21 protein-coding genes and 1 riboswitch are annotated in these 23249 nt (G+C 71.0%); of the genes, 12 read left to right on the top strand and 9 right to left on the bottom strand.

The annotated features are described in order from the left end of the window. Positions 1 to 29: 29 nt before the first annotated feature. Entirely contained in the window at positions 30 to 599 is a 570-nt protein-coding gene (locus OG490_RS17000; RefSeq protein WP_330297151.1) for a flavin reductase family protein, read from the bottom strand. A 307-nt stretch (positions 600 to 906) separates the two neighbouring features. Between OG490_RS17000 and cdgB the strand changes: the two genes are divergently transcribed. Both cdgB and OG490_RS16990 read left to right on the top strand, forming a co-directional pair. Continuing rightward, positions 907 to 2607, top strand: a complete 1701-nt coding sequence (gene cdgB / locus OG490_RS16995) for a diguanylate cyclase CdgB (protein ID WP_330297150.1) — start codon at positions 907 to 909, stop codon at positions 2605 to 2607. A 68-nt stretch (positions 2608 to 2675) separates the two neighbouring features. After that, a complete protein-coding gene (locus tag OG490_RS16990) occupies positions 2676 to 3710 on the top strand; it encodes a CBM35 domain-containing protein (protein ID WP_330297149.1) in 1035 nt (344 codons plus the stop codon). Position 3711: 1 nt separating this feature from the next. Here OG490_RS16990 and OG490_RS16985 read toward each other — a convergent pair whose 3' ends face one another. The 3 genes from OG490_RS16985 to OG490_RS16975 all read right to left on the bottom strand — a co-directional run bounded on the left by OG490_RS16985 (position 3712) and on the right by OG490_RS16975 (position 6876). After that, positions 3712 to 4632: a 1-phosphofructokinase family hexose kinase gene (locus OG490_RS16985; RefSeq protein ID WP_330297148.1), complete on the bottom strand. Its 921-nt coding sequence runs from the start codon at positions 4630 to 4632 to the stop codon at positions 3712 to 3714. A 142-nt stretch (positions 4633 to 4774) separates the two neighbouring features. Continuing rightward, the gene (gene nagA / locus OG490_RS16980) at positions 4775 to 5944 is read right to left on the bottom strand and encodes an N-acetylglucosamine-6-phosphate deacetylase (RefSeq protein WP_330297147.1); all 1170 of its coding nucleotides are present in this window, start codon (positions 5942 to 5944) and stop codon (positions 4775 to 4777) included. Then, positions 5944 to 6876: an ROK family protein gene (locus OG490_RS16975; RefSeq protein WP_330300958.1), complete on the bottom strand. Its 933-nt coding sequence runs from the start codon at positions 6874 to 6876 to the stop codon at positions 5944 to 5946. The genes nagA and OG490_RS16975 overlap by 1 nt, the downstream gene beginning before the upstream one ends. A 231-nt stretch (positions 6877 to 7107) precedes the next feature. On the opposite strand from OG490_RS16975, the gene OG490_RS16970 reads away from it, so the two are divergent. The 3 genes from OG490_RS16970 (at position 7108) to otsB (ending at position 9672) form a co-directional block, all read left to right on the top strand. After that, the gene (locus OG490_RS16970; RefSeq protein WP_443065830.1) at positions 7108 to 8409 is read left to right on the top strand and encodes an extracellular solute-binding protein; all 1302 of its coding nucleotides are present in this window, start codon (positions 7108 to 7110) and stop codon (positions 8407 to 8409) included. 91 nt (positions 8410 to 8500) lie between these two features. Further along, a complete protein-coding gene (locus OG490_RS16965; RefSeq protein WP_330297146.1) occupies positions 8501 to 8758 on the top strand; it encodes a DUF3263 domain-containing protein in 258 nt (85 codons plus the stop codon). Positions 8759 to 8823: 65 nt separating this feature from the next. Continuing rightward, positions 8824 to 9672: a trehalose-phosphatase gene (gene otsB / locus OG490_RS16960; protein ID WP_330297145.1), complete on the top strand. Its 849-nt coding sequence runs from the start codon at positions 8824 to 8826 to the stop codon at positions 9670 to 9672. 122 nt (positions 9673 to 9794) lie between these two features. Here otsB and OG490_RS16955 read toward each other — a convergent pair whose 3' ends face one another. From OG490_RS16955 to OG490_RS16945, 3 genes are all read right to left on the bottom strand, one after another. Further along, positions 9795 to 11150, bottom strand: a complete 1356-nt coding sequence (locus OG490_RS16955; protein WP_330297144.1) for an alpha,alpha-trehalose-phosphate synthase (UDP-forming) — start codon at positions 11148 to 11150, stop codon at positions 9795 to 9797. Between the two features lie 36 nt (positions 11151 to 11186). Continuing rightward, on the bottom strand, positions 11187 to 12956 hold the full coding sequence (locus OG490_RS16950) for a DUF7927 domain-containing protein (RefSeq protein WP_330297143.1): 1770 nt from the start codon (positions 12954 to 12956) through the stop codon (positions 11187 to 11189). Positions 12957 to 13038: 82 nt separating this feature from the next. Next, positions 13039 to 14019 (bottom strand): glucosyl-3-phosphoglycerate synthase, encoded by a 981-nt coding sequence (locus tag OG490_RS16945; protein WP_330297142.1) that lies wholly within the window; start codon positions 14017 to 14019, stop codon positions 13039 to 13041. A gap of 208 nt (positions 14020 to 14227) precedes the next feature. After that, a riboswitch (SAM riboswitch) is annotated at positions 14228 to 14384 on the top strand. 17 nt (positions 14385 to 14401) lie between these two features. Here OG490_RS16945 and thrC point away from each other — a divergent pair. The 4 genes from thrC to groL all read left to right on the top strand — a co-directional run bounded on the left by thrC (position 14402) and on the right by groL (position 18672). Beyond that, on the top strand, positions 14402 to 15703 hold the full coding sequence (gene thrC / locus OG490_RS16940) for a threonine synthase (RefSeq protein ID WP_330297141.1): 1302 nt from the start codon (positions 14402 to 14404) through the stop codon (positions 15701 to 15703). Between the two features lie 38 nt (positions 15704 to 15741). Next, positions 15742 to 16020: a MoaD/ThiS family protein gene (locus OG490_RS16935; RefSeq protein ID WP_330297140.1), complete on the top strand. Its 279-nt coding sequence runs from the start codon at positions 15742 to 15744 to the stop codon at positions 16018 to 16020. Between the two features lie 444 nt (positions 16021 to 16464). Further along, on the top strand, positions 16465 to 16671 hold the full coding sequence (locus OG490_RS16930) for a cold-shock protein (protein ID WP_003967346.1): 207 nt from the start codon (positions 16465 to 16467) through the stop codon (positions 16669 to 16671). A 378-nt stretch (positions 16672 to 17049) separates the two neighbouring features. Continuing rightward, positions 17050 to 18672 (top strand): chaperonin GroEL, encoded by a 1623-nt coding sequence (groL, locus tag OG490_RS16925; protein ID WP_330297139.1) that lies wholly within the window; start codon positions 17050 to 17052, stop codon positions 18670 to 18672. Between the two features lie 128 nt (positions 18673 to 18800). On the opposite strand, the gene OG490_RS16920 is transcribed toward groL, so the two are convergent. Next, positions 18801 to 19475 carry a hypothetical protein gene (locus tag OG490_RS16920; protein WP_330297138.1) on the bottom strand — a complete coding sequence of 225 codons (675 nt, stop codon included), beginning with the start codon at positions 19473 to 19475 and terminating at the stop codon, positions 18801 to 18803. 139 nt (positions 19476 to 19614) lie between these two features. Then, complete coding sequence (locus OG490_RS16915) at positions 19615 to 20208, bottom strand: Uma2 family endonuclease (protein WP_443065829.1); 594 nt, start codon at positions 20206 to 20208, stop codon at positions 19615 to 19617. Between the two features lie 122 nt (positions 20209 to 20330). Here OG490_RS16915 and OG490_RS16910 point away from each other — a divergent pair, with 122 nt between their 5' ends. From OG490_RS16910 to OG490_RS16900, 3 genes are all read left to right on the top strand, one after another. Continuing rightward, positions 20331 to 20945, top strand: coding sequence for a phosphoribosylanthranilate isomerase (locus tag OG490_RS16910; protein ID WP_330297137.1), 615 nt, complete (start codon positions 20331 to 20333; stop codon positions 20943 to 20945). Between the two features lie 109 nt (positions 20946 to 21054). Beyond that, entirely contained in the window at positions 21055 to 22515 is a 1461-nt protein-coding gene (locus tag OG490_RS16905; RefSeq protein WP_330297136.1) for an alanine/glycine:cation symporter family protein, read from the top strand. 128 nt (positions 22516 to 22643) lie between these two features. Next, positions 22644 to 23246: a Uma2 family endonuclease gene (locus OG490_RS16900; RefSeq protein WP_330297135.1), complete on the top strand. Its 603-nt coding sequence runs from the start codon at positions 22644 to 22646 to the stop codon at positions 23244 to 23246. Positions 23247 to 23249 lie beyond the last annotated feature (3 nt).

Below are 23249 nucleotides of genomic sequence, written 5' to 3'. Positions count from 1 at the left end.
CCCGTGGCCCCCGGGGGCCACTGCCCCGCCTACGGGGCCAAGTGGCGGTAGCGCCCCCGGAAGTACGTCAGCGGCGGGGAGTCGGGCGAGGGCTGGGCGGCGGCCAGGACGCGGCCGATGACCAGGGTGTGGTCCCCGGCCTCGACGCGGTTCTCGGTACGGCACTCCAGGGTGGCCAGCGCCCCCGTCAGGAGCGGGGCTCCGGAGATCTCGCCCCGCACGTAGGGCACGTCCGCGAAGAGCAGGCGGTCGCTGATGCGGCCCTTCATCGAGAACCGGCTCGCGATCTGGACCTGCTGGTCGGACAGCACCGACACCGACCACAGCGGCTGCTCCGCCAGGAGGTCGTCCATCCGGGAGCCCTCGCGCAGGCTGACCAGGACCAGCGGCGGGTCCATGGACACGGACATGAAGGCGGTCGCCGTCATGCCGGCGTCCTCGCCGCGCGGGGCGCCCGCCCCCAGCGAGGGTTCGTGCGCGGTGATCAGGCACACGCCCGCCGCCAGTCGGGACATCGCGGCCCGGAATTCGTCGTTGCTCACCCCCTCAGGATGGGGTGCGGGGACGGAAAGCGTTGTCGTGGGGGTCGTGTTCGGCACGCTTCGGACGCTACTGCCGCCCTCCCGCGCGGCACATCGGGCCGAGGTCCTAGCCGCGTCCCCGCCCCTCGGCCTAGGACCGGGCGTAGGCTTTGCTTCCGGGAACGAACCGGCGCGCGGAGCGCGTGCGGAAACGGGTCGTGCGGGACACCTTTATTCATCTCATGTGACTTGAGTCACAGAGGGCAAGATTTGTTGACCCTGTGTACCTGCCGCACAGCTCACTGTGATTCAGTGGACGGGACACCGCAACGAAACGCCGATGACAAACCTGGAGTTGCTGTCGAGGTCTCGGGGAGAGCGAGCAATGGAGACCGAGTCGGAGCCGTACGTCCGTCTTGCGACCCTGCGGCAGCTGCACCAAGTGGTGGCCGAGCTCAATACGGCCAGGAGCCTGGCTGACACCCTGCAGACCGTCGTGGACGGCATCGTCGTGGGACTCGGCTACGAACTCGCCTGCGTCAACCTCGTACGCCCCGACGGAGACCTCGTCGTCGCCGCCTTCGCGGGCGACCCCGCCGCCGAAGCCCTGATCACCGGACGGGTCGGCTCGCGCGCCTCCTGGGAACGCCGCCTGACGATGGGTGAGGACTGGGACGGGCTCCGCTTCATCCCGCACACCGAGGGCTGGGTCCTCGTCGAGGACGACGTCCCCCAGTGGCACACCGAGGGCCCCGACCCGCGGTTCGAGGACGAATGGCACCCCGAGGACCGGCTCTACGCCCCCATGTACGCCTCCGGCGGCGAGCTGCTCGGCGTGGTCTCCGTGGACCGGCCGCGCAACGGGAGACGGCCCGGAGCCTGGGGCCGCGAGGCGCTCCAGATGTACGCCTTCCAGGCCGCGATTGCCATCAGCAACGCCCGACTGCGAGCCAACATGCAGCGGGCGCTGGTGCGGCTGGAGCGTGAACAGCAGGCGCTGCGCGCGAGTGAGGAGTCGTTCCGCCAGGCCTTCGAGTACGCGCCCAGCGGCATGGCCATCGCCGAGATGGGCGGCGACCAGCACGGCCGGCTGCTGCGCACCAACGACGCCCTGTGCCGGCTCCTGGGCCGGCCCGCCTCCGTGCTGCGCCGGTACTCCTTCTCCGACCTGGTCCACCCCGAGGACATCGGCACCCTGCTGCGCACCTCCGCCGAGGGCGGCCGGGCCGAGCTGCGGCTCGGGCGGCGCGACGGCACGTACGTATGGGTCTCGCTGCGCAATTCCGTGGTCGCGGACGCCGCCGACGGGCCCCGGTTCCTGCTGACCCACGTCGAGGACATCGAGGAGCGCAAGCGGCACGAGCTCCAGCTCGCCCACCGCGCCAGCCACGACTCCCTGACCGGCCTGCCCAACAGCGCCGAGCTGCGCTCCCGGCTCGGTGCCCGGCTGTGCCGCCGGCCGCAGTCCGTGCGCGCCACCGCCGTGGAGGCCCTGGACGCCGCCTTCGAGACGCGGCCCGCGGTGGACGGCGGCTCCGGCGAGCACGGCTTCAGGCCCGACGGCTTCCCCGACCCCTTCGAGTTCCCCGGCGGGCTGGGCGGGCAGGGCGGTCCCGGTTCGGCCGGAGCGGGCCCGTACGAGCACCACGTGCACACCGTCGCGCCCGCCACCGACATCGACGACGGTACGAAGGGGCTCGCGGTGCTCTTCTGCGACCTCGACGGCTTCAAGTCGATCAACGACCGGTTCGGGCACCACACCGGCGACGCGGTGCTGATCGAGGTCGCCCGGCGGCTGACGACCGGTGTCAGGGACGGGGACACGGTCGCCCGGCTGGGTGGTGACGAATTCGTCGTCCTCGCCGACGGCCTGGGCGCGGCCGACGCCGCCGACCTCGCCGTACGGCTGCGCAACGCGATCATCCCGCCGATCCGGGTGGACGGCCGCGCGGTCCGCGTGGGAGCCAGTTTCGGCATCGGCTGGGCCAGCTGCGGGATGTCCGCGGACGAGGTCCTGCGCTCCGCCGACCAGCGGATGTACATCGAGAAGCGCTCCCGCTCCAAGGCGCACCGGCGGGCCGGGTGAGGTCGCGGTCCACCCGTGGGCGCACCTGTTCGGGGTAGGCTCCCCGGGGTCGAAAGGAGTGACCTGCGATGACGACGCCCGCGAACCACGGCTCGAACAACGGGGCGAACAAGCCCGAGGATGACGATCCGTTCGGCTACCTCTACGAGGACGGCCAGGCCGCGGGGGCCACCCCGCCCGGACAGGGCGGCGGGTACGGCTACCCCGGACCCACGGCCGGCGGTCAGCCCGGCGTGCCCAGGACCTCGTACAACCAGGTCCGTACGGTCGGTGAGCGGACCTATGGCGGCCAGCGCGGGCCCCTTCCCTACCAGCAGGGTCCGCAGCAGCAGCAGCCTCCGGCCTACCAGGCCCAGTACCAGTCTCCCGAGGCGCTCCAGGCCGGCGGCTACGGCGTTCCCCCGCAGGGGCAGCCCCCGCAGCAGTACACGCAGTCCGTTCCGCTGCCGGGCGAGGGCCACGGCGGTCGCGGGAACGGCGGCGGGTCCAGTCGCAGGGGCATGCTCATCGCCGCCGTGGCGGTGGTCGTGGCGGTCGCGATCGGCATCGGCGCGGCGGTGGTCTTCGGCAAGAAGGACAACGACCAGAACGGCAAGAACAACGCGACCTCCGGCCAGAACCAGTCGGCGCCCCCGGTCAAGCCCTCGGGCCAGCCGAGCGGCTCCGCGTCCCCGGTGGCCGAGATGCCGAAGGGTGACGCGGGCGGTCCGGGCATGGTGATCTCCGGCGGCGCGGCGCTGCAGAACGCGGTGCAGGGAGCGAAGAGCGCGGGCGGCCAGTACGTCGGCAACTTCAACCAGCCGGGCGCGGCGGTGACCTGGACCCTGGACGTGCCGAAGGCGGGCACCTACCGGTTCTACGTGCAATTCGGCATCCCCGGCGAGGACGCGAACGGCACCCTCACCGTGAACGGCAAGCCCAACAGCTCGCCGATCAGCATGCGCAACTTCGCCAATTCCCCCAAGGGGGACTGGGAGAAGGGCTGGCAGTCCACCTGGGGCCAGGTGACCCTCAATCAGGGCAGCAACACGATCAAGCTGTCGTGCGAGGCGGGCAACAAGTGCCAGTTCAACATCGACCAGTTCTGGCTCCAGCAGGGCTGATCTAGGCCTCCGTGACCTTCACCGACCCCCGTACCTCCTCGTAGGTGCGGGGGTCGAATTCTCCCGCCGCGGGGGCCCGGACCGTGGCCGCCGAGAGGGCGACCGCGCGGATCAGGCGGTCCGGCCAGTCCAGGCCCTCGACGAGCCCCGACAGCAGGCCCGCGACCGCGGAGTCCCCGGCGCCCGTGGGGTTGCCCGCCAGGGTGCGGGGCGGGGCGGCCTGCCAGCTGCCCTCGGGGGTGGCGGCCAGGAGTCCGGCCGGGCCCAGCGAGGTGATCACCGCGTGGGCGCCGCGGCGGCGGGCGTCCCGGGTGGCGGGCAGCGCGTCCCGCGATCCGGTCAGCTCGGCGAGCTCCGCGGCGTTCGGTTTGATCATCTCGGGGCGGGCGGCGACCCCGCGGCGCAGCGCTTCGCCGCTGGTGTCCAGGAGCACGGGCACCCCGGCCGTGCGGGCCGCCCGTACGAGGACGGCGTAGGCCCCGACGGGCACGCCGGGGGGCAGGCTGCCGCACAGGGCCACCGCGCGGGCGCCGCCCGCCAGCAGGGCCTCGTAGGCCTCCAGGAACGCCGACCACTCGGCCGAGGTGATCAGCGGGCCCGGTTCGTTGAACTGCGTGGTGTCGCCGGAGGCCGCGTCGGCCACGGCGAGGGTGCGCCGGGTGGTTCCGGCGCAGGGGACCAGTGCGTCGCGCACACCGGGGGAGGCGGCGAGCAGTTCGCGGACGACGGCTCCGGTGGGGCCGCCCGCGAAGCCGGTCGCGGTCACCTCGTGGCCGAGCGCGGCGAGCACGCGGGCGACGTTGAGGCCCTTGCCTCCCGGCCGTTCGGCGACGTCGGTGACGCGGTGGGAGGTGTGCGCGTGCAGGCGCGGTACGCGGTAGGTGACGTCTAGCGCGGTGTTGAGCGTCACGGTAAGGATCATGGCAGGCCCCGGTCTCGGTGTGTGCCGACAGCTTCCAGGCCGACACGCGTTCCGAACAAGAGAGCGGTCGGCCCGGTGCCCGGGGCCGACCGCTTTTCTCAGCTCTTCTCAGCTTTTCTCAGTTCTTCTCGGCGCGGTTCGCTCAACTCTGTGCCGCGGCGGGGCGCACGATCCATTCGCCGCGCCGCATGACGCCCTTGACGTCGAAGGCGGCGTCGAGGACGACGAGGTCCGCGTACTTGCCCGGCTCCAGCGAGCCGACCTGGTCGTAGACGCCGATCAGCTTGGCCGGGTTGACGGAGATCGCCTGGACCACGGACTCGACGGGGAGCTTGTCGAGGGTGACGGACCGCTTGAAGGCGGTGTCCAGGGTGAGGGTGGATCCCGCGATGGAGCCGCCCTCGACGAGGCGGGCGACGCCCTCCTTGACCTCGACCGCCAGCGGACCGAGGTGGTAGATCCCGTCGCCGAACCCGGCCGCGTCCATCGCGTCGGTGATCAGCGCCACCCGGTGCGCGCCCGCGTGGTGGAAGGCCAGCTCCAGCATGGCCGGGTGCAGGTGGGTGCCGTCGTTGATCAGCTCGACGGTGACCCGCTCGTCCTCCAGCAGCGCCGCGATCGGGCCCGGGGCGCGGTGTTCCATGCCCGGCATCGCGTTGTAGAGGTGGGTGGCCACGGTCGCGCCGGCGTCGATGGCCTGGAGCGTCTGCTCGTACGTGGAGTCGGTGTGGCCGATCGCGGCGATGACCCCGTGCTCGGCCAGCAGTCGTACGGAGTCCAGGCCGCCCGGGAGCTCGGTGGCGAGGGTGAACATGCGGGCGGCGCCCTGCGAGGCGTCGACCAGCTTGCGGACCTCGGCCGGGTCGGGGTCGCGCAGCAGGTCTTCCGCGTGCGCGCCCTTGCGGCAGGGGTTGATGAACGGCCCCTCGAAGTGGATGCCGGCGATGTCGCCCTGCTGGGTCAGCTCGGCGAGCAGCCCGGCGCGGCGGGCCAGCTCGGCGAGGTCCCCGGTGACGGTGGAGGCGACCAGGGTGGTCGTGCCGTGCTCGCGGTGGGTCCGTACGCCCGTGAGGACGTCCTCGGCCGTGCCGGAGGTGAAGGAGGCGCCGCCGCCGCCGTGGTTGTGCATGTCGACGAAGCCGGGAACGATCAGGCACCCGGACAGGTCGACCACGTCGGCGTTCTCGTGGGCGCTGCCGGCGATGCGCTCGCCGTCGACGATGAGGCGCCCGCCCTTGACGATGCCCGTGGGCAGCACCACGTCGGCGCCGGAGAGAACGGTGCTGCGGCCCACATGTGCGCTTCCGGACATCAGGCAGGTACCTCCGTGGCGAGTAGATCCCAGGCGAGCAGCCCTGCGCCCAGGCATCCGGCGGTGTCCCCGAGGGCCGCCGGAACGATGTGGGGCAGCCGCTGGAACGTCACGCGTTCCTCCACGGCCGTCCGTAGTGGTGTGAACAAGGTTTCCCCGGCCTCGGCCAGCCCGCCACCGATGATCAGCGTGCGGGGGTCCAGCAGGGTGATCGCCGTGACCAGCCCGTCGGCCAGCGCGCCGATGGCGGCGAGCCAGACCTCGCGGGCGCGGGCGTCACCGGATTCCACGGCCTTGGCGCAGTCCGCGGCGTCCGCCTCGGGGTCGCCGGAGGCGGCCGCCCAGGCCCGGCTGACGGCCGAGGCCGAGGCGAGGGTCTCCAGGCAGCCGCGCTGGCCGCAGCCGCAGGCGGGGCCGCCGGGGCGGACCACGATGTGGCCGATCTCGCCCGCGTAGCCGTGCGCGCCCGCTTCGATGCGGCCGGCGATGCCGATCGCTCCGGCGATGCCGGTGCCGAGGGGGACGAACAGGAAGCGGTCGGCGCCGCGGCCCGCGCCGATGCGGCCTTCGGCGAGTCCGCCCGTGCGGACGTCGTGGCCGAGGGCGACCGGGATTCCGCCGAGGCGTCTGCCGAGGAGCTCGCGCATCGGGACGTCGCGCCAGCCCAGGTTCGCCGCGTAGACGGCGATCCCGTTCTCGGCGTCGACGATGCCGGGGACCGCGACACCGGCCGCGGACGCGGTGGCACCGAAGCGCTGCCGGCCGAGTTCGAGGAGCTCGGCGGCGAACTCCTGGATCGTCTCGACGACGGCTTCGGCGCCCCGCTCGCGACCGGTGGCGCGGCGCGCCTCGTGGAGCAGGGTGCCGTCGGCCGCGACGAGGGCGGCCTTCATCCCAGTGCCGCCCACATCGAGGGCGATGACGTGTTTCACGGGTTTCACGGGTGACAGTCTCGCGTGCTCGGAGGGGAAAGGTCTAGTCCACTGAGGGGGGATTGTTGAGCAGCCATACAAATTCGGGACCTTGGTCGCGCGCAGGGGCTCTCGTGCAGGACGTGTGCACGTTCGGGGCCGGATGTTGACCGGCCGGGAGAGTGGTGTAGACCTTTATCTGAATCGTACGGAACAACCTGGGGTGGAACGAGAACAGTGAAGGCCCGAACTGTGCAGACCCGAAAGCTGAACCTGGCCGCGTCCGGCGTCGCACTGTGCCTGACCACCATGACGCTGACCGGCTGCGGATCCCTGTCGGGCGTCACCGGGAACAACGAGGTCACCCTGCGGGTCGTGGCGGCCGATTACGGAGACAATCCGGCGAACTCCTCCAAGGGCTACTGGAAGGACCTCGCGGCGGCCTACGAGAAGACCCACCCCGATATCAAGGTCGAGGTCGACGTCCTCTCCTGGTCCGAGGTCGACGCCAAGGTCGCCGAAATGGTCAAGGACGGAAAGGCCCCCGACATCGCCCAGATCGGCGCCTACGCCGACTACGCGGCCGAGGGCAAGCTCTACTCCGCCGACGAACTGCTCTCCGTCAACACCGAGGCCGACTTCCTCGCGCCGCTCGCCGACGCGGGCAAGGTCAAGCGCGTCCAGTACGGACTGCCCTTCGTGGCCAGCACGCGGCTGATGTTCTACAACGAGAAGCTGCTCACCGACGCCGGTGTCATAGGCAAGGACGCCAAGGGCCCCTGGCAGCCCAAGAGCTGGGCCGAGCTCGAAGCGGCCGCCAAGAAGCTCAAGGCGGCCGGCGTCCCGACCCCCTTCGCGCTGCCCCTGGGCCGTGAGGAGGCGCAGGCCGAGACGATGCAGTGGATGCTCGCCGGCGGCGGCGGTTACAGCGACAACGAAGACCAGTACGCGATCGACTCCGCGGACAACATCAAGACCTTCGAGTTCCTGCGCGACAAGCTCGTCGGACAGGGCCTGACCGGCCCCGTGGCGCCGGCCAAGCTCGACCGGCAGGCCGCCTTCGACTCCTTCACGCGCGGCGAGGTCGGCATGCTCAACGGCCACCCCACGCTGATCAAGCAGGCCTCCGACAAGGGCGTGAAGTACGGCATGACCCCCATGCCGACCGCCGACGGCGCCGAGCACTCGGCGATGGGCGTCGCCGACTGGGTGATGGCCTTCAAGAACGGCCACCCGAAGGAGGCCGGACGGTTCCTGGACTTCCTGTACGAGCCGAACAACCAGACCGCCTTCACCGAGAAGTACGACCTCCTCCCCGTCACCACGAGCGGTGTCCGCGCGATGGACGCCTCCACGGGGGCCACGTCGGCGCAGCTGAAGACCTTCCTGCACGCGCTGCCGAACGCGCGCCTGTACCCGGTGGGCAAGAAGTCCTGGTCGACGGTGAGCGAGGACATCAAGAAGAACATCGGCACCACCGTGCAGCCGGGCGGCCAGCCGGCGAAGGTCCTCGGCGACATCGCGGACGCGGGGCGCAAGGCTGACCCGCGCTGACCCGTGCCGACCCGCGCTGACGTGTGCTGACGTGCGCCGAGAGGGTGCCGGCGCGCGGGCCGCTGTCGGTGGGCGGCGTTAATCTGGCCGTATGACGGACGAGGAGCGGCCGGCGGCCGGGCCGGCCGGTCTGAGCGCCGAGGAAGCGGCGGTGCTCGCCTACGAAGGCCGGACCTGGCCCGGACCCGGGGCCAAGGAGCGGGCCATACGGGAAGGGCTGGGCATGCCTCCGGTCCGGTACTACCAGCTGCTCAACGCGCTGATGGACGACCCGCGGGCCCTGCGGCACGCACCCGGCACCGTGAACCGGCTGCGGCGCATCCGCGAAGCCCAGCGGGCCAGGCGGTAGCAGTGCCTCAGGCGGAGCCCCACGCGGCATAGCCGTGGCCCGGCGGGGCCGTTAGGGTCGAGCGTATGGGGAGCCATCCGCACGACCTGCCGATGCCCGTCACCGCCGCCGGACGCGAGGGACTCGAAGCCCTCCTCCGCACACCGCGCAGCTCCGTCGTCGCCCTCGACTTCGACGGAACCCTCGCCGAGATCGTCCCCGACCCCGACCAGGCCCGGGCCCACCCCGACGCCGTCGCCGCGCTCTCCGCGCTCGCCCCCGAAGTCGGGTCGGTCGCGGTGATCACCGGCCGGCCCGCCGGGGTCGCCGTCCGCTACGGGGGCTTCGCCGGGGTCCCCGGACTGGAGCACCTGGTCGTCCTCGGACACTACGGAGCCGAGCGCTGGGACGCCGTGACCGGCATAGTCCACGCCCCGGCGGAGCATCCGGGAGTGGCGGCCGTACGGGCCGAGCTGCCGGGATTCCTCGACGCGATCGGCGCCTGGCGCGGGACGTGGATCGAGGAGAAGGGCCAGGCCCTCGCCGTCCACACCCGCCGGGCGCAGGATCCCGAAGGGGCGTTCGCGGCCCTGCGGGAACCCCTGGCCGGCCTCGCCGCCCGGCACGGGCTGATGGTCGAGCCGGGGCGGGCCGTGCTCGAACTGCGGCCGCCGGGGATGGACAAGGGCGTCGCCCTGACGGAATACCTCGCGGAGGTCGGAGCCTCGGCCGTCCTGTACGCCGGGGACGACCTGGGCGACCTGGCGGCGTACTCGGCGGTGGAGAAGCTCCGGGCGGACGGCCTGCCGGGGCTGCTGGTGTGCAGTGGCTCCGCGGAGGTCCCCGAACTGGCCGCCCGGGCCGACCTGATCCTGTCCGGCCCCGGGGAGGTTGTGGCCTTCCTGGCCGACCTGGCCGCCGCCGTCGCCGCCTGACGGGCTGGAAATGCCGCTGCGCGGCAAATCCAGCCTCGCCGGCGTTTGAGGCGCGGGGTCCGGGGCGGAGCCCCAGGGAACGGGCGAAGGGCGGGTAGGGGACAGCCCCGCAGGGCGGCGGGTCAGCCCCGTACGGCGGCCAGCTGGGCGGCGAGCCACGCCGCAGGCGGCAGCGCCGTGGCCGCCGCGGCCAACCGCTTCGTGCGGTCCGCGCGCTCGGCGGACGGCATGGACAGGGCTGCGTGCAGGGCCTCCGCCGTCTCCGTGACGTCGTACGGGTTCACCGTCAAAGCGTCCCGGCGGAGCTCCTCGTACGCCCCCGCCCCCGTGGACAGGACCAGCGCGCAGCCGGCCTCCGAGACCACCGGGATCTCCTTCGCCACCAGGTTCATGCCGTCCCGCACCGGGTTGACCAGCGCCACGTCCGCCAGCCGGTACGCCGCCAGGGAGCGGGCGAAGTCGTCCTCGACGGAGACGAGGACCGGCTGCCAGTCGGGCGTTGCGAACTCCGCGTTGATCGTCGCCGCCAGCTCGCGCACCGAGTCCGTGTACGCCCGGTACACCGACAGGTCCTGCCGGGACGGATAGGCGGAGGCCAGGTGCACCACCCGCTCCCGCCACTCGGGGTGGGTCGTCAGGAGCTCCCGGTACGCCAGGAGCCCGCGCAGGATGTTCTTCGACAGCTCGGTCCGGTCCACGCGGACGATCGTCCGCAGTCCGCCGACCTCCGCCCGCAGGGCCGCCAGCTTGTCGTTCACCTCGGGGCGGTGCGCGAGTTCGCGCAGCTCGTCCCCGTCCACCCCCAGGGGGAACGCCGCCACCGGCGCCGCCGCACCTGCCGAGTCCGTGAACTCCCGGGCCCACGCCTCGGTGTGGAAGCCCACCAGGTCCGCGCCGAGCATGCCCCGTAGCAGCTGTTCGCGGATGTCCGACGGGAGCAGGTCCAGGTACTGCTTCGAGGCCCACGGCGTGTGCGTGAAGTGGCCGATCCTCAGGTCCGGGCGCAGCTCGCGCAACTGCCCCGGGGCCAGCGCCAGGTGGTAGTCCTGGATCAGGACCGCCGCCCCCTCGGCGGCCTCTTCGGCCAGGGCCTCGGCGAAGGCGCGGTTGTAGGCGACGTAGGAGTCCCAGCGGCGGCGGAAGTCCGCGTCGAAGACCGGCTCGCGCGGGATGTCGTACAGGTGGTGGTGGAGGAACCACAGCACCGAGTTCGCGATCCCGTTGTACGCGTCGTCGTATACCTGCGGATCGATCGCGAGCATCCGTACGCCCGGCTCGGCCACGTCCCGGCGTACCGCCTCCCGGTCCGCGTCCGACAGCGCCGCGCAGATCCACAGCGCCTCCGGCTGCTGGGCCAGGGCCGCGGAGAGGCCGGATACGAGGCCGCCCCCGCCCCGGCGGGCACTGAGCGTGCCGTCCGTGGCGAGGGCGTACGAGAGCGGGCCGCGGTTCGCGGCGACGAGCACCTGGGAAGCCATGCGGCGAACCTAGCCCGCCCCGTGCCCGGTCAAACTTCAGTTCCTGCGTGTCCGGCGAACCGAGACGAAGACCACGGCACCGAGGACCGTCAGGGTGGCGGCCGCGCTGCCCATCAGCCAGAGCTCACGGCTGTCCGAGCCGGTGTTCGCCAGGTTTCCGCCCCCGGGGCCTCCGGTGCCGTCCTGCGCGGGGGGTTCCGGCAGCGGGCGGGGCTGCTGCGTGGTGGAGGGGGAGGCGGAAGGGGAGGAGGAAGGGTCTGTCGACGGGGACGGGCTCGGCTTCGGGTCCGTGGACTTCGACGGGGATGGCGACGGCGACGGGTCCGGGGTTTCGATCACCGGCGGGACCGGGGCGCACGCCGGGTCCTTCGAGCCGTTCTCGCAGTTGGTGCGGCCGCTCTGCGCGACGACCTCGTTCGTCAGCTTTCCGTCGCCCGTCAGCGGGTCGTTGACCTTCACCTTGTAAGTGATCGTCGCGGTCTTCCCCTTCGGGACGTCGCCCGTCCAGGACACCTTCGGCGCCGTGTAGGAGGGCGAGCCGAGGTCCGCCGTGACCACCCCGTCGAAGGCCGCGTCGTCGAGGAGCTCGGTGAGGTCGTCGGTCAGCTTCGCGTTCGGGTAGTCCAGGCTGCTGATGTTCTTCGCGGTGATCGTGTACGTCACCGTGTCGCCCGGCTTCACCGACTTCGCGGGCGAGGCCGTCTTCTTCACTTCCAGGTCCGGTACCGGCACGGCCAGGGCGAACTGCGAGATGACGTACGTGTCCCCGCGGGTGCGGAAGGTCAGGTCCGCGGAGGTGGCCCCGGGTGGCAGGGCCGTGGCCGGGATCTGGAAGGACTTGGCGTCGATGCTGAGGTTGTCGGGGTGGTCCGGGCTCAGCGAGCCGTCGGCCGAGCTGGTGAAGAAGTTGTCGGTGGCCTTGTCGCCGGGGTTGGCGATGTTGGCGGCGTTCACCCGGAACTGGTCGCCCTTGGTGTTCCGGTCGCCCTCGTACGCGGTGGCGCTGGCCCGCACCGGGCCGTCGCCCGTGCGGTAGAAGCCGTCGACCCGGACGGTGGTGTCGGGGCTGGTGGAGCGCTGGAGCACGTGGCCGCCGTAGACGTAGACGTTGCGCCGCTCCGGCGCGTTCTCGTGCGGGCCGGGGTACTTGTAGACGACGGTCAGGGACCAGCCGGCGACGCAGCCGCGGCCCTGCGCGGCCCAGATGTCGCCGACGGCGACCGTGACCGGGGAGCCGGTGGGGACGTCCGCGAAGGCGGCGGTGACGTCGGACTCGCCCGTGTAGTAGTGCGGGCCGCCGGTCTGCGGCGGGTCCTGGACCATGTTCGACGGGGTCACCGGCCGGGCGGCGCCCGCGCCGACCTTGAGGACCGGGCGGGTGTTCAGTGGTTCGCCGGGGGAGGGGACGGCGTCCTCGCCCGAGACGTCGCAGCGCTTGATGAGGTTCGAGCCGAGCCGGTACCCGCCGTTGTTGCCGCCCCAGAACAGGCGCGCGTACGCCACCTCCGCGCCGGCGGGCACGGTGAGCCGGCCGGTGCTGGAGGTGCGGGTGGGCGTTTCGAGCCCGGCCGCGTCGATCGGGCGGGCGACGAAGTCGTTGTTGTTCTTCGTGCCGCCGCCCTGCTGGACCTCGGCGCACTCCGCGGCGTCGGCGGGCGGTGCCTGGGGGCATCCCATCACCGTGTTGCCGAGGGTGATGAAGTCCCCGTAGAGCGCCTCGTCGTACCGCTTCTCGAAGGGGGAGACCACCTCCGCGGCCGCCGGTCCGCTCAGCGAGCCGACCAGCAGGGCCGTACCCCCGGCCACCGCGAGGGCAGCACCCCATACATGTCTGAAACGTGTAAACCCCATAAAAGGGAAATTAGACCGATTGGGGCGGTTTCTGTGGTTACGCCACGCGACGCCGCGCGTACTCCTCGATGTCCCGCATCGGCGGCCGTTCCTCGGTGTCCACGGCGTAGGTGTGCGGCACGAACCCCTCCGGACCGCGCTCGAACTGCGTCAGCTCCGGCCGTACGAGGTGCCCGCGCGAAAGCCGCAGCAGCGCCGTCCGGTAGATCGCCGCGGCCATCCGCCCCAGCGCCAGGCCGTCCTGGTGGCGGTGGAGCCGTACGCCCACGTCCACCTGGGCCAGCGCGTCCAGCCCGACCGTGTGCAGCGAGTCCACCAGCAGGCCCAGCTCCACGCCGTACCCGACGGGGAACGGCAGCCGCTCCAGCAGGTCGCGCCGTACGGCGTACTCGCCGCCCAGCGGCTGGACGAAGCCGGCCAGCTGGGGCCAGTGCAGGTTGAGCAGGGGGCGGGCGACGAGCTCCGTCACCCTGCCCCCCTGCTCAGCGCCGCCGGGAGCCCGGGTGGGGGCGGGGCCGTCGTACTCCCGGGCCAGCGGGCGGTCGTACATGGCCTTGACGAAGGACACGTCCGGATCCGTCAGCAGCGGCCCGACGATCCCGGACACGAAGGTGGAGGAGAAGTCCCGCAGGTCGGCGTCCACGAAGCAGACGACGTCCCCGCTCGTGGCCAGCAGCGAACGCCACAGCACCTCCCCCTTGCCGGGCAGGGCCGGCAGCCGCGGCAGGATCTCGTCGCGGTGCACCACCCGGGCCCCGGCCTTGGCAGCCACCTCCGCCGTACGATCGGTGGAGCCCGAGTCCACGACGACCAGTTCGTCGACCAGGGGCGCGCCGTCCATCAGGTCGCGCCGGATCACCTCGACGATGGCCCCGACCGTGGCCTCTTCGTTGAGCGCGGGCAGCACCACGCTGACCGTCGTACCGGCTGCCCGTTTCGCGGAAAGCAGCTGGTCGAGCGGTCGGTCGGCGGCGGACCAGGAGCGGGCGGACAGCCAGCGCTCCACCTCTTCCAGCACCTTCGGAACTCCTCTGTCGGTCGGCGGGGCGCAGGCGGAACGCCGGTGCTTTCCGCCGATATGTGATCCATCTCGCCGTTCGGACGGCTGTCTCAACCACCCGGGGCTTCGGTTACAGTCTTGAACAACGCAAAGGCCCACCGCATGCCGGGGGGCCTCGCGAACAAAAGCCCGGGCGCGCCGCAGAGCGTGTCGCCCGGTGCCATACCGCTCATCCAGAGGGGCAGAGGGACACGGCCCGTTGAAGCCCCGGCAACCCTCCAGTCGGTTCTCGCGATCGCTCACGCAGCGACTCAGCGGGGTCCCCGGCTAGGGAAGGTGCCAATTCCGTCTCATGGCGACGTTCGTCATGGGGAAGATGAGGAGAAAGGGCCTCGCCATCATGGCTGCACAGACTGCCGATACCTCTGCCGGAACCTCCAACACCGGCGCCTCTGTCGATCTCGGTCCCGCCACCGGCCTTTCCTGCCGGGAATGCGGCACCCGCTTCGAGCTCGGCCCGATCTTCGCCTGTGTGGAGTGTTTCGGACCGCTCGAAGTCTCGTACGACCTGCCGCTGGGCGACCCCGAGGCGCTGCGCGCCGCGATCGAGGCCGGCCCCGACAACATCTGGCGCTACGCGCCGCTGCTGCCCGTCCCCGCGGACGTGGCCTCCAAGCCGAGCCTGAACCCGGGCTTCACCAAGCTCGTGGACGCGGCCAACCTGGCCAAGGAGCTGGGCTTCACCGGCAAGCTGTACGTCAAGGACGACTCCGGCAACCCGACGCACTCCTTCAAGGACCGCGTCGTGGCCATCGCCGTCGAGGCCGCCCGCGCCTTCGGCTTCACCACCCTGTCCTGCTCCTCCACCGGCAACCTGGCCGGCGCCGTGGGCGCCGCGGCCGCCCGTGCCGGTTTCCGCTCGTGCGTCTTCATCCCGCACGACCTGGAGCAGGGCAAGGTCGTCATGGCCGGTGTCTACGGTGGCGACCTGGTCGGCATCGAGGGCAACTACGACGACGTCAACCGCTTCTGCTCCGAGCTCATCGGCGACCCGCTGGGCGAGGGCTGGGGCTTCGTCAACGTCAACCTGCGCCCGTACTACGGCGAGGGTTCCAAGACCCTGGCCTACGAGATCTGCGAGCAGCTCGGCTGGCAGCTGCCCGACCAGCTCGTCATCCCGATCGCGTCCGGCTCGCAGCTGACGAAGATCGACAAGGGTCTGCAGGAGCTGATCAAGCTCGGCCTCGTCGAGGACAAGCCCTACAAGATCTTCGGTGCCCAGGCCGAGGGCTGCTCGCCCGTCTCCACCGCCTTCAAGGCCGGTCACGACGTGGTCCGCCCGCAGAAGCCGAACACCATCGCCAAGTCGCTGGCCATCGGCAACCCGGCGGACGGCCCGTACGTCCTGGACATCGCGCGCCGCACCGGCGGGTACGTCGAGGACGTCAACGACACCCAGGTCGTCGAGGCCATCAAGCTGCTCGCCCAGACCGAGGGCATCTTCGCCGAGACCGCGGGCGGCGTGACCGTCGGCGTGACGAAGAAGCTCGTCGAGAACGGTCAGCTGGACCCCTCGCTGACCACCGTGATCCTGAACACGGGTGACGGCCTCAAGACCCTTGAGGCAGTGGCCGAGGGCGGCGGTCAGACCGCCACCATCCGCCCGAGCCTGGACGCGTTCCGCGCCGCCAACCTGGCCTGATCTCCCTCCTCCCCGCACACCGGAAAGGCAGTAGCGCCATGAGCGTCAACGTCCGCATCCCCACCATCCTGCGCACCTACACCGGCGGCAAGGCCGAGGTCTCCGCCGAGGGCGCGACCCTCGCCGAGGTCATCGAGTCCCTGGAGAAGAGCCACCCGGGCATCGCCGCGCGCGTCCTGGACGACCAGGGCAAGCTCCGCCGCTTCGTGAACGTCTACGTCAACGACGACGACGTGCGCTTCGAGGGCGGGCTGCAGGCGTCCACTCCGGACGGCGCCGGCGTTTCCATCATTCCCGCCGTCGCGGGCGGCTGCTGACCTTCGGCTGCTGGTCTTCGGCTGCCGGCCTTCCGGTCGGCCGCCGCGTCCTCCTCGTAGAGGTGCGCAAACCTGAATTGCCCCTTCCGCTAATAAGCGGAGGGGGCAATTCTGCTTGATTGGGCACGGTAGAGTTGGGGAAGTCCCCACCGCTGCTCTTGCCCGCCGCATATGAGCGGGCCGCGGAAGGGTTGACATTGAGTCAACATGCAAGTGCGCTATGGGTCCTTGGCGCAGTTTGTCCGGCCCGAGTTGCCCTGGAATATTCCGGGTTTTCACCCTATTTCAATCTTTTGCCGTGTCCAGAATTCTCGTCGGAATGACCTGTTGCAGACAGCAGCGGTGCGGATACATTCAGCCCCGGTCGAGGCGTTCCGGCGCAAGTTCTGACCCGGGACCGCGAAGTGCGGTCCTGCGCAAGGGCCAGTAATAGGGGAGTTAGGCATGGCTCAGGGCACCGTCAAGTGGTTCAACGCGGAGAAGGGCTACGGCTTCATCGCGGTCGACGGTGGTGCGGATGTGTTCGTCCACTACAGCGCCATCCAGATGGACGGGTACCGCACCCTTGAAGAGGGTCAGCGGGTCGAGTTCGAGATCTCGCAGGGCCAGAAGGGTCCGCAGGCGGACATGGTCAAACTCGCCGTCGGCTAGTCCGGGCGCGATCGACCACCGACACGGCGTACGACTGCGACTGCGACTGCACCGCATACATACGAGGTACGTACGAGGTACGTACGAGGGGCCCACATCCTGGACACGGGATGCGGGCCCCTCGTGCGTGGGGTGCTCGCGGGCCTTGCGGTGCCCGGGTGTTCATGCGCGGTTCCTCGAAGCCGCTTGCACTCGGGGGTGCCGAGTGCTAATCATTGGCGTTAGCACTCTCCTAGTGAGAGTGCTACCTAAACGAGGACCGGGTCAGTGAGGCCCGCAGGGTCTGGCGGGAAGAAACCGCCGGGCACGCAGGCCGTCCGTCGCGGGCGCGGGCGCGGTCCAGGAGCAATCCACCGCTGTCCGGGAGGACCACTTCAGATGGCCAAGATCATTGCGTTCAACGAGGAGGCCCGGCGCGGTCTCGAGCGAGGCATGAACCAGCTCGCCGACGCCGTCAAGGTCACCCTTGGCCCCAAGGGTCGCAACGTCGTCCTTGAGAAGAAGTGGGGCGCCCCCACGATCACCAACGATGGTGTCTCCATCGCCAAGGAGATCGAGCTCGAGGACCCGTACGAGAAGATCGGCGCCGAGCTGGTCAAGGAAGTCGCCAAGAAGACGGACGACGTCGCCGGCGACGGTACGACCACCGCCACCGTTCTCGCCCAGGCGCTCGTCCGCGAGGGCCTGCGCAACGTGGCCGCCGGTGCGAACCCGATGGCCCTCAAGCGTGGCATCGAGAAGGCCGTCGAGGCCGTCTCCGCCGCCCTGCTTTCCCAGGCCAAGGATGTTGAGACCAAGGAGCAGATCGCTTCCACGGCCTCCATCTCCGCCGCTGACACCCAGATCGGCGAGCTCATCGCCGAGGCCATGGACAAGGTCGGCAAGGAAGGCGTCATCACCGTCGAGGAGTCCCAGACCTTCGGGCTGGAACTCGAGCTCACCGAGGGCATGCGCTTCGACAAGGGCTACATCTCGGCGTACTTCGCCACCGACATGGAGCGCATGGAGTCGTCCCTCGACGACCCGTACATCCTGATCGTCAACTCCAAGATCGGCTCGGTCAAGGACCTGCTGCCGCTCCTGGAGAAGGTCATGCAGTCCGGCAAGCCGCTGCTGATCATCGCCGAGGACGTCGAGGGCGAAGCCCTGTCGACCCTGGTCGTCAACAAGATCCGCGGCACCTTCAAGTCCGTCGCCGTCAAGGCTCCGGGCTTCGGCGACCGACGCAAGGCCATGCTCGGCGACATCGCCATCCTCACGGGCGGCACGGTCATCTCCGAGGAGGTCGGCCTCAAGCTCGAGAACGCCGGTCTCGACCTGCTGGGCCGCGCCCGCAAGGTCGTCATCACCAAGGACGAGACCACCATCGTCGACGGTGCCGGTGACAGCGACCAGGTCGCCGGTCGCGTGAACCAGATCCGCGCCGAGATCGAGAACTCCGACTCGGACTACGACCGCGAGAAGCTCCAGGAGCGCCTCGCGAAGCTGGCCGGCGGCGTGGCCGTCATCAAGGCCGGCGCCGCGACCGAGGTCGAGCTCAAGGAGCGCAAGCACCGCATCGAGGACGCCGTTCGCAACGCGAAGGCGGCCGTCGAAGAGGGCATCGTCGCCGGTGGCGGCGTGGCGCTCCTGCAGGCCTCCTCGGTCTTCGACAAGCTCGAGCTCACGGGCGACGAGGCGACCGGCGCCAACGCCGTGCGCCTGGCGCTCGAGGCCCCGCTCAAGCAGATCGCCGTCAACGGTGGTCTCGAGGGTGGCGTCGTCGTGGAGAAGGTCCGCAACCTGCCCATCGGTCACGGCCTGAACGCCGCGACCGGCGAGTACGTCGACATGATCGCCGAGGGCATCATCGACCCGGCGAAGGTCACCCGCTCTGCCCTGCAGAACGCGGCGTCGATCGCGGCCCTCTTCCTCACCACCGAGGCCGTCATCGCCGACAAGCCCGAGAAGGCCGGCGCCGCTGCCGGCGGCGGCATGCCGGGCGGTGACATGGACTTCTGATCGACCCCCGGGCTCCGGCCCGAAGGCCGATCGGCTGTTCTCGTACCGAGGGCGGCACCCCTTCTTCACGAAGGGGTGCCGCCCTCGGGCGTTTCCCCGGGGCGTGCGTACAGGGTCGCTCGGCGTTATCACCCGTTGAGCTCGTCGCGCCCCCCGGACGCCCCGCCGATTGCGCCGAACGCTCCCAGCAGGGCCGCGAGCCCGACCGCGAAGAGGGTCGCGAAGCGCAGCCCCCAGGCGTGGAGGTCCTCGGGCTTCTGCGGCTCCACCTCGCCCCGGGGGTCGTAGACCAGCCGCAGTTCTCCGCCGGCCTTCGCGATCTCCCGCTCCCTGGTCAGCCGGGCCGGAGCGCCCGGCGGGCAGTCGAGCCGGTGGTCGTACTTGACGGTGTGGGTGAGGTGCTGGCCCTCGGGGGCGAAGGTGGAATCCGTCTCGACTCGGGAGGTCACCTCCCTGACCACGCAGGTGACCTCGACCCCCCGGTCCCGCAGCACCAGGTCGTCCACGCCCATCAGGGCGATGAACACGCCGACGACCGCGGGCACCCCGGCCAGGACGGCGAGGGCAGCGGCCGGGCCCGCGCGCCCGCCGCTCTGGGCGAAGGCGTGCAGGGCGAGGCCGCACAGGGGCAGGAAGAGCCCGAAGAAGGCCACCCACCCGTCGCCCAGCCACCCGCTCGCCCCCGCCCACCCGACGCCGAGGGCGACCCCGGCGGCCGCCGCCGGCGCCCCCACGGCGACCAGCACCGGCCCGAGGGCCGCCCGCGCCCGGGGCCCCACCGTGTTCTTCTCCCTGCGGGCCATCTCCCGCTCCCCCCGTCGTTCCCGTGTTCCCTTCCGGGGGCTTACACGCGGGGGAGGGCCGGATGGTTGACCGGGGGCATGACTGAGGGCGGCGGCCCTTCTTCGCGAAGGGGCGCCGCCCTCGGGCGTTCCGCGTGTTTTAGAAGCCGGTGGTGTCGACCGTGCAGTCGAACGGCTCCGGGACGTGCAGGTCCTCGCCGAAAGACACTGTCTTACGGGAGCGGTATCCGTGCGGGGAAGGGTCGGAGAAGCAGGTGATCTCCGATTCCTGCATGTCGACGACCAGGTAGACGGGGACGAGCTGCCCGTACACCTCCAGCTTCTCGTTCCAGTCCGCGTCCTTCGTGGAGACGGAGGTGAACTCCGCTACCAGGGACAGGGCTGCCCCGTCCGCGTGGCGGCCTTCCTCGTCGAAGGCGGCTTCGTCCGCGACGAAGAGGTCGGGACCGTAGCCGCGCTCCGCAGCCGGGAACCGGAAGAGGAACGGTGCGTAATCTGCGATGTGCCCCTTGGGGGCGTGGGACTGGAGTTGCTCACGGAGCGCACGCATGGGGCGGAAGTAGCGAAGCTTGGAAAACGGCGACACGACGATCTTCCCCCGGATGAGCTCGGCCTTGAAGCCGACTGGTGTGTCCATCTCCGCGACCGTGCGCAGGAGGTCCTCGAAGGTGGTCGGTGGTGCCGACAGCGTCTCTACCGGTGTGGTCCGCTCGGTCATGATCGTCACCGTCATCCTCCGGATGGCGTTCCGTGCCCTGAATGTGCGCCTCGTCCCAGGCTAGCGGCGGGGAGGCGGCCGTGCCCGGCCCATGGGACACATCGTCGGGGACCGGCCGGGTTTGGTTGACTGGTGCCATGACCGACGGGACGAGTGTGTTCATCAAGATCTGCGGACTCAAGACCGCGCAGGACGTCGCGGTGGCCGTGGCCGCCGGGGCCGATGCCGTCGGGTTCGTCTTCGCGCCCGGGAGCCCCCGTACCGTCGATGCCGCCACCGCGCGGGAGCTCGTCGCCGGGGTACCGGACGGGGTGCTGACCGTCGGGGTGTTCCGCGGGCAGCCGGTGGACGAGGTGCGGCGCTTCGCCGAGGAGAGCGGCGTACGGGCCGTGCAGCTGCACGGCGAGGAGGGCCCCGAGGACTTCGCGGCGCTGCGCGCCGAGGGCCGCACCCTGCTGCGGGCCACCGCGCGGCACGTGGAGCGCTGCGGCGAGTACGGGGAGGACCTGCTCCTGATCGACGCCCCCGACCCCGGCTCCGGCAAGCCGTGGAACTGGGGGTCGGCGGAGTTCACCGCGCCCGCGGGCCGGTGGCTGCTGGCGGGCGGGCTGACGCCGGAGAACGTAGGGGAGGCCCTGTCGGTCACCGGGGCCTGGGGCGTGGACGTGTCCAGCGGGGTGGAGCGGGAGCGGGGCGTGAAGTCCCCGCAGCTGATCAGGGCCTTCATCACGGCGGCGCGGGGCGAGGCTTAGGCCGCGGGCGGCCGGGGCCGTGGTCGGTGGCCGCTCGGGCCTTCGGACCCCCTGGAGACGGACGTAGGTCCCTGTCGGTGGGCCTTCCGCCCCGGCGACACTTCGAATCATGGACACTCTGGATTCGGTGATCGTCAATGTGAACGACCACCTCTGGACCTACCTGCTGATTCCGCTGGTGGTCGGTGCGGGCCTGTACTTCACGGTCCGCTCCCGGGGTGTGCAGTTGCGCCTGCTTCCCGAGATGTTCCGGGTGGTGAAGGAGAAGACCCCGCCGCGTGCGGACGGCCGCAAGCAGGTCTCGTCCTTCGGCGCGTTCACCATCTCGGCGGCCGCGCGCGTGGGCACCGGCAACATCGCCGGTGTTGCCGCCGCCATCACCCTGGGCGGCGCGGGCGCCGTCTTCTGGATGTGGATGATGGCTCTGATCGGCGCGGCCTCCGCCTTCGTCGAGTCGGCCCTCGCCCAGCTCTACAAGGTGCGCAATTCCAGCGGCGCGTACCGCGGCGGTCCGGCGTACTACATGCAGCGCGCGCTCGGTAAACGCTGGCTCGGGGTGCTCTTCGCGGTGACGATCACCGTCACCTTCGGCTTCGTCTTCAACGCGGTGCAGGCCAACACCATCACCGCCGTGGCCGCCGGTTCGCTGGCGGACGCGGACGGGTCGAACTGGTTCGGCCCCTCGCTCGGCGTGCTGCTGGCCGCGCTGCTGGGCCTGGCCGTGTTCGGCGGGGTCAAGCGGATCTCTTCGATCACCACCGTCCTGGTGCCGGTGATGGCGATCGTCTACCTGCTGCTCGGCGTCGCGGTGGTCCTGCTCAACATCACCGAGTTCCCCCGGGTCATCGCGGACATCGTCGGCGGCGCCTTCGGCTTCCGCGAGCTCGCGGCCGGCGGGATCGGCGCGGCCATCCAGCAGGGCATCCGGCGCGGCATGTTCTCCAACGAGGCGGGCCTCGGCTCGGCTCCGAACGCGGGGGCCGCCGCCGAGGTCTCGCACCCGGTCAAGCAGGGCCTCGTGCAGTCCCTGGGCGTCTTCTTCGACACCCTCCTCGTCTGCACGATGACCGCCTTCATCGTCCTGGTCACCAACCCGGAGCTGTCCGGCCGCCAGGGTGCGGACCTGACGCAGACGGCGCTGAGCGACACGCTGGGCTCGTGGGCCGGGCACCTGCTTACGGTCGTGGTCTTCATGCTCGCCTTCAGCAGCATGATCGGGAACTACTACTACGGCGAGACGAACATCCAGTTCATCACCCGCAAGCGGTGGGTCCTGCCCGGCTACCGGGCACTGGTCCTGTCGGCGGTCGTCCTGGGCTCGCTCGGCTCGGTGTCGATCGTCTGGAACCTGGCGGACGTGTTCATGGGCCTGATGGCCCTGATCAACCTGGCCGCGATCATCCCGCTGTCGGCCATCGCCTTCCGCCTCCTGGACGACTACCTCGCGCAGCGCCGCGCGGGCCTGGAGCCGGTCTTCACCCGCGACCGGATGCCGGACCTGAAGGGCGTCCAGTGCTGGGACCCGGTCCGCACGACGGTCCCGTCGGCGGCGGCCCGGGAACGGGTGTAGCGGGGTCCGTCGGCGCGGAGGTTACTGCGTGCGCCACTCGATCGTGGGACGGGGAAGGCAAGCGCCCGCCACCCGTCGGCGGCCCGCCCTACCCTCGCTGGCATATGCCACCGCCGAGGGGATCCGCGATGACCGCAGCCACGCCCGAGACCGGCGGCAACGCCGACGGTCACCCGTGGGAGTACCTGCTGCGGAGCTGGTGCGACCTGGACGTGCCGAAGGGCTGGCGGGCCGAGATCGACGGCGGTCGGATCACCTTGGACCCGCCGCCCCACCGTCACCACCACGCCGTCGCGGCCACGGTGCAGCGCGCCCTGTACGGGGTCCTGCTGCCCGAGTGGGGTGTCTACCAGTGGCTCGGCATCCACGTCGCCGCGCTCGGCAACCTCTGCGTGCCCGACCTCGTGGTCGCCCCGGCAGCCCTGGTCGATGACGTAGGACCCGAGGTCTCCGACCCCGTCGACGCGGCCGAGGCGCTGCTCGTCGTGGAGATCACCTCCAGGAGCAGTGCCGAGGACGACCGGAAGAAGAAGCTCTGGGCCTACGCCCACGCCCCGGTCCCGGTCTACCTCCTGATCGACCGCTTCGACGAGCACGGCCCCACGGCCACCCTGTTCACCGAACCCCAGAACGGCGCGTACAAGCACGCCGTCCGGGTGGCCTTCGGCGACGAGCTGCGGCTCCCCGAGCCCTTCCCCCTCACGCTGGACACGGGCGGCTTCCCGCACTGATTG

The sequence above is a fragment of the Streptomyces sp. NBC_00503 genome (assembly GCF_036346895.1).
Classification (GTDB): Bacteria; Actinomycetota; Actinomycetes; order Streptomycetales; family Streptomycetaceae; genus Streptomyces.
This window is presented reverse-complemented; position numbering and strand designations above follow the sequence as displayed.

What these genes read in the sequence shown, in the direction of transcription:
- OG490_RS16905 (WP_330297136.1), top strand. Translation starts at nt 21,055, where the DNA reads ATGGACACTCTGGATTCGGTGATCGTCAATGTGAACGACCACCTCTGG.
- otsB (WP_330297145.1), top strand. Translation starts at nt 8,824, where the DNA reads ATGGGGAGCCATCCGCACGACCTGCCGATGCCCGTCACCGCCGCCGGA.
- nagA (WP_330297147.1), bottom strand. Translation starts at nt 5,944, where the DNA reads ATGTCCGGAAGCGCACATGTGGGCCGCAGCACCGTTCTCTCCGGCGCC.
- OG490_RS16985 (WP_330297148.1), bottom strand. Translation starts at nt 4,632, where the DNA reads ATGATCCTTACCGTGACGCTCAACACCGCGCTAGACGTCACCTACCGC.
- thrC (WP_330297141.1), top strand. Translation starts at nt 14,402, where the DNA reads ATGGCTGCACAGACTGCCGATACCTCTGCCGGAACCTCCAACACCGGC.
- OG490_RS16965 (WP_330297146.1), top strand. Translation starts at nt 8,501, where the DNA reads ATGACGGACGAGGAGCGGCCGGCGGCCGGGCCGGCCGGTCTGAGCGCC.
- OG490_RS16915 (WP_443065829.1), bottom strand. Translation starts at nt 20,208, where the DNA reads ATGACGGTGACGATCATGACCGAGCGGACCACACCGGTAGAGACGCTG.
- OG490_RS16930 (WP_003967346.1), top strand. Translation starts at nt 16,465, where the DNA reads ATGGCTCAGGGCACCGTCAAGTGGTTCAACGCGGAGAAGGGCTACGGC.
- OG490_RS16920 (WP_330297138.1), bottom strand. Translation starts at nt 19,475, where the DNA reads ATGGCCCGCAGGGAGAAGAACACGGTGGGGCCCCGGGCGCGGGCGGCC.
- OG490_RS16990 (WP_330297149.1), top strand. Translation starts at nt 2,676, where the DNA reads ATGACGACGCCCGCGAACCACGGCTCGAACAACGGGGCGAACAAGCCC.
- OG490_RS16900 (WP_330297135.1), top strand. Translation starts at nt 22,644, where the DNA reads ATGACCGCAGCCACGCCCGAGACCGGCGGCAACGCCGACGGTCACCCG.
- OG490_RS16935 (WP_330297140.1), top strand. Translation starts at nt 15,742, where the DNA reads ATGAGCGTCAACGTCCGCATCCCCACCATCCTGCGCACCTACACCGGC.
- cdgB (WP_330297150.1), top strand. Translation starts at nt 907, where the DNA reads ATGGAGACCGAGTCGGAGCCGTACGTCCGTCTTGCGACCCTGCGGCAG.
- groL (WP_330297139.1), top strand. Translation starts at nt 17,050, where the DNA reads ATGGCCAAGATCATTGCGTTCAACGAGGAGGCCCGGCGCGGTCTCGAG.
- OG490_RS16955 (WP_330297144.1), bottom strand. Translation starts at nt 11,150, where the DNA reads ATGGCTTCCCAGGTGCTCGTCGCCGCGAACCGCGGCCCGCTCTCGTAC.
- OG490_RS16910 (WP_330297137.1), top strand. Translation starts at nt 20,331, where the DNA reads ATGACCGACGGGACGAGTGTGTTCATCAAGATCTGCGGACTCAAGACC.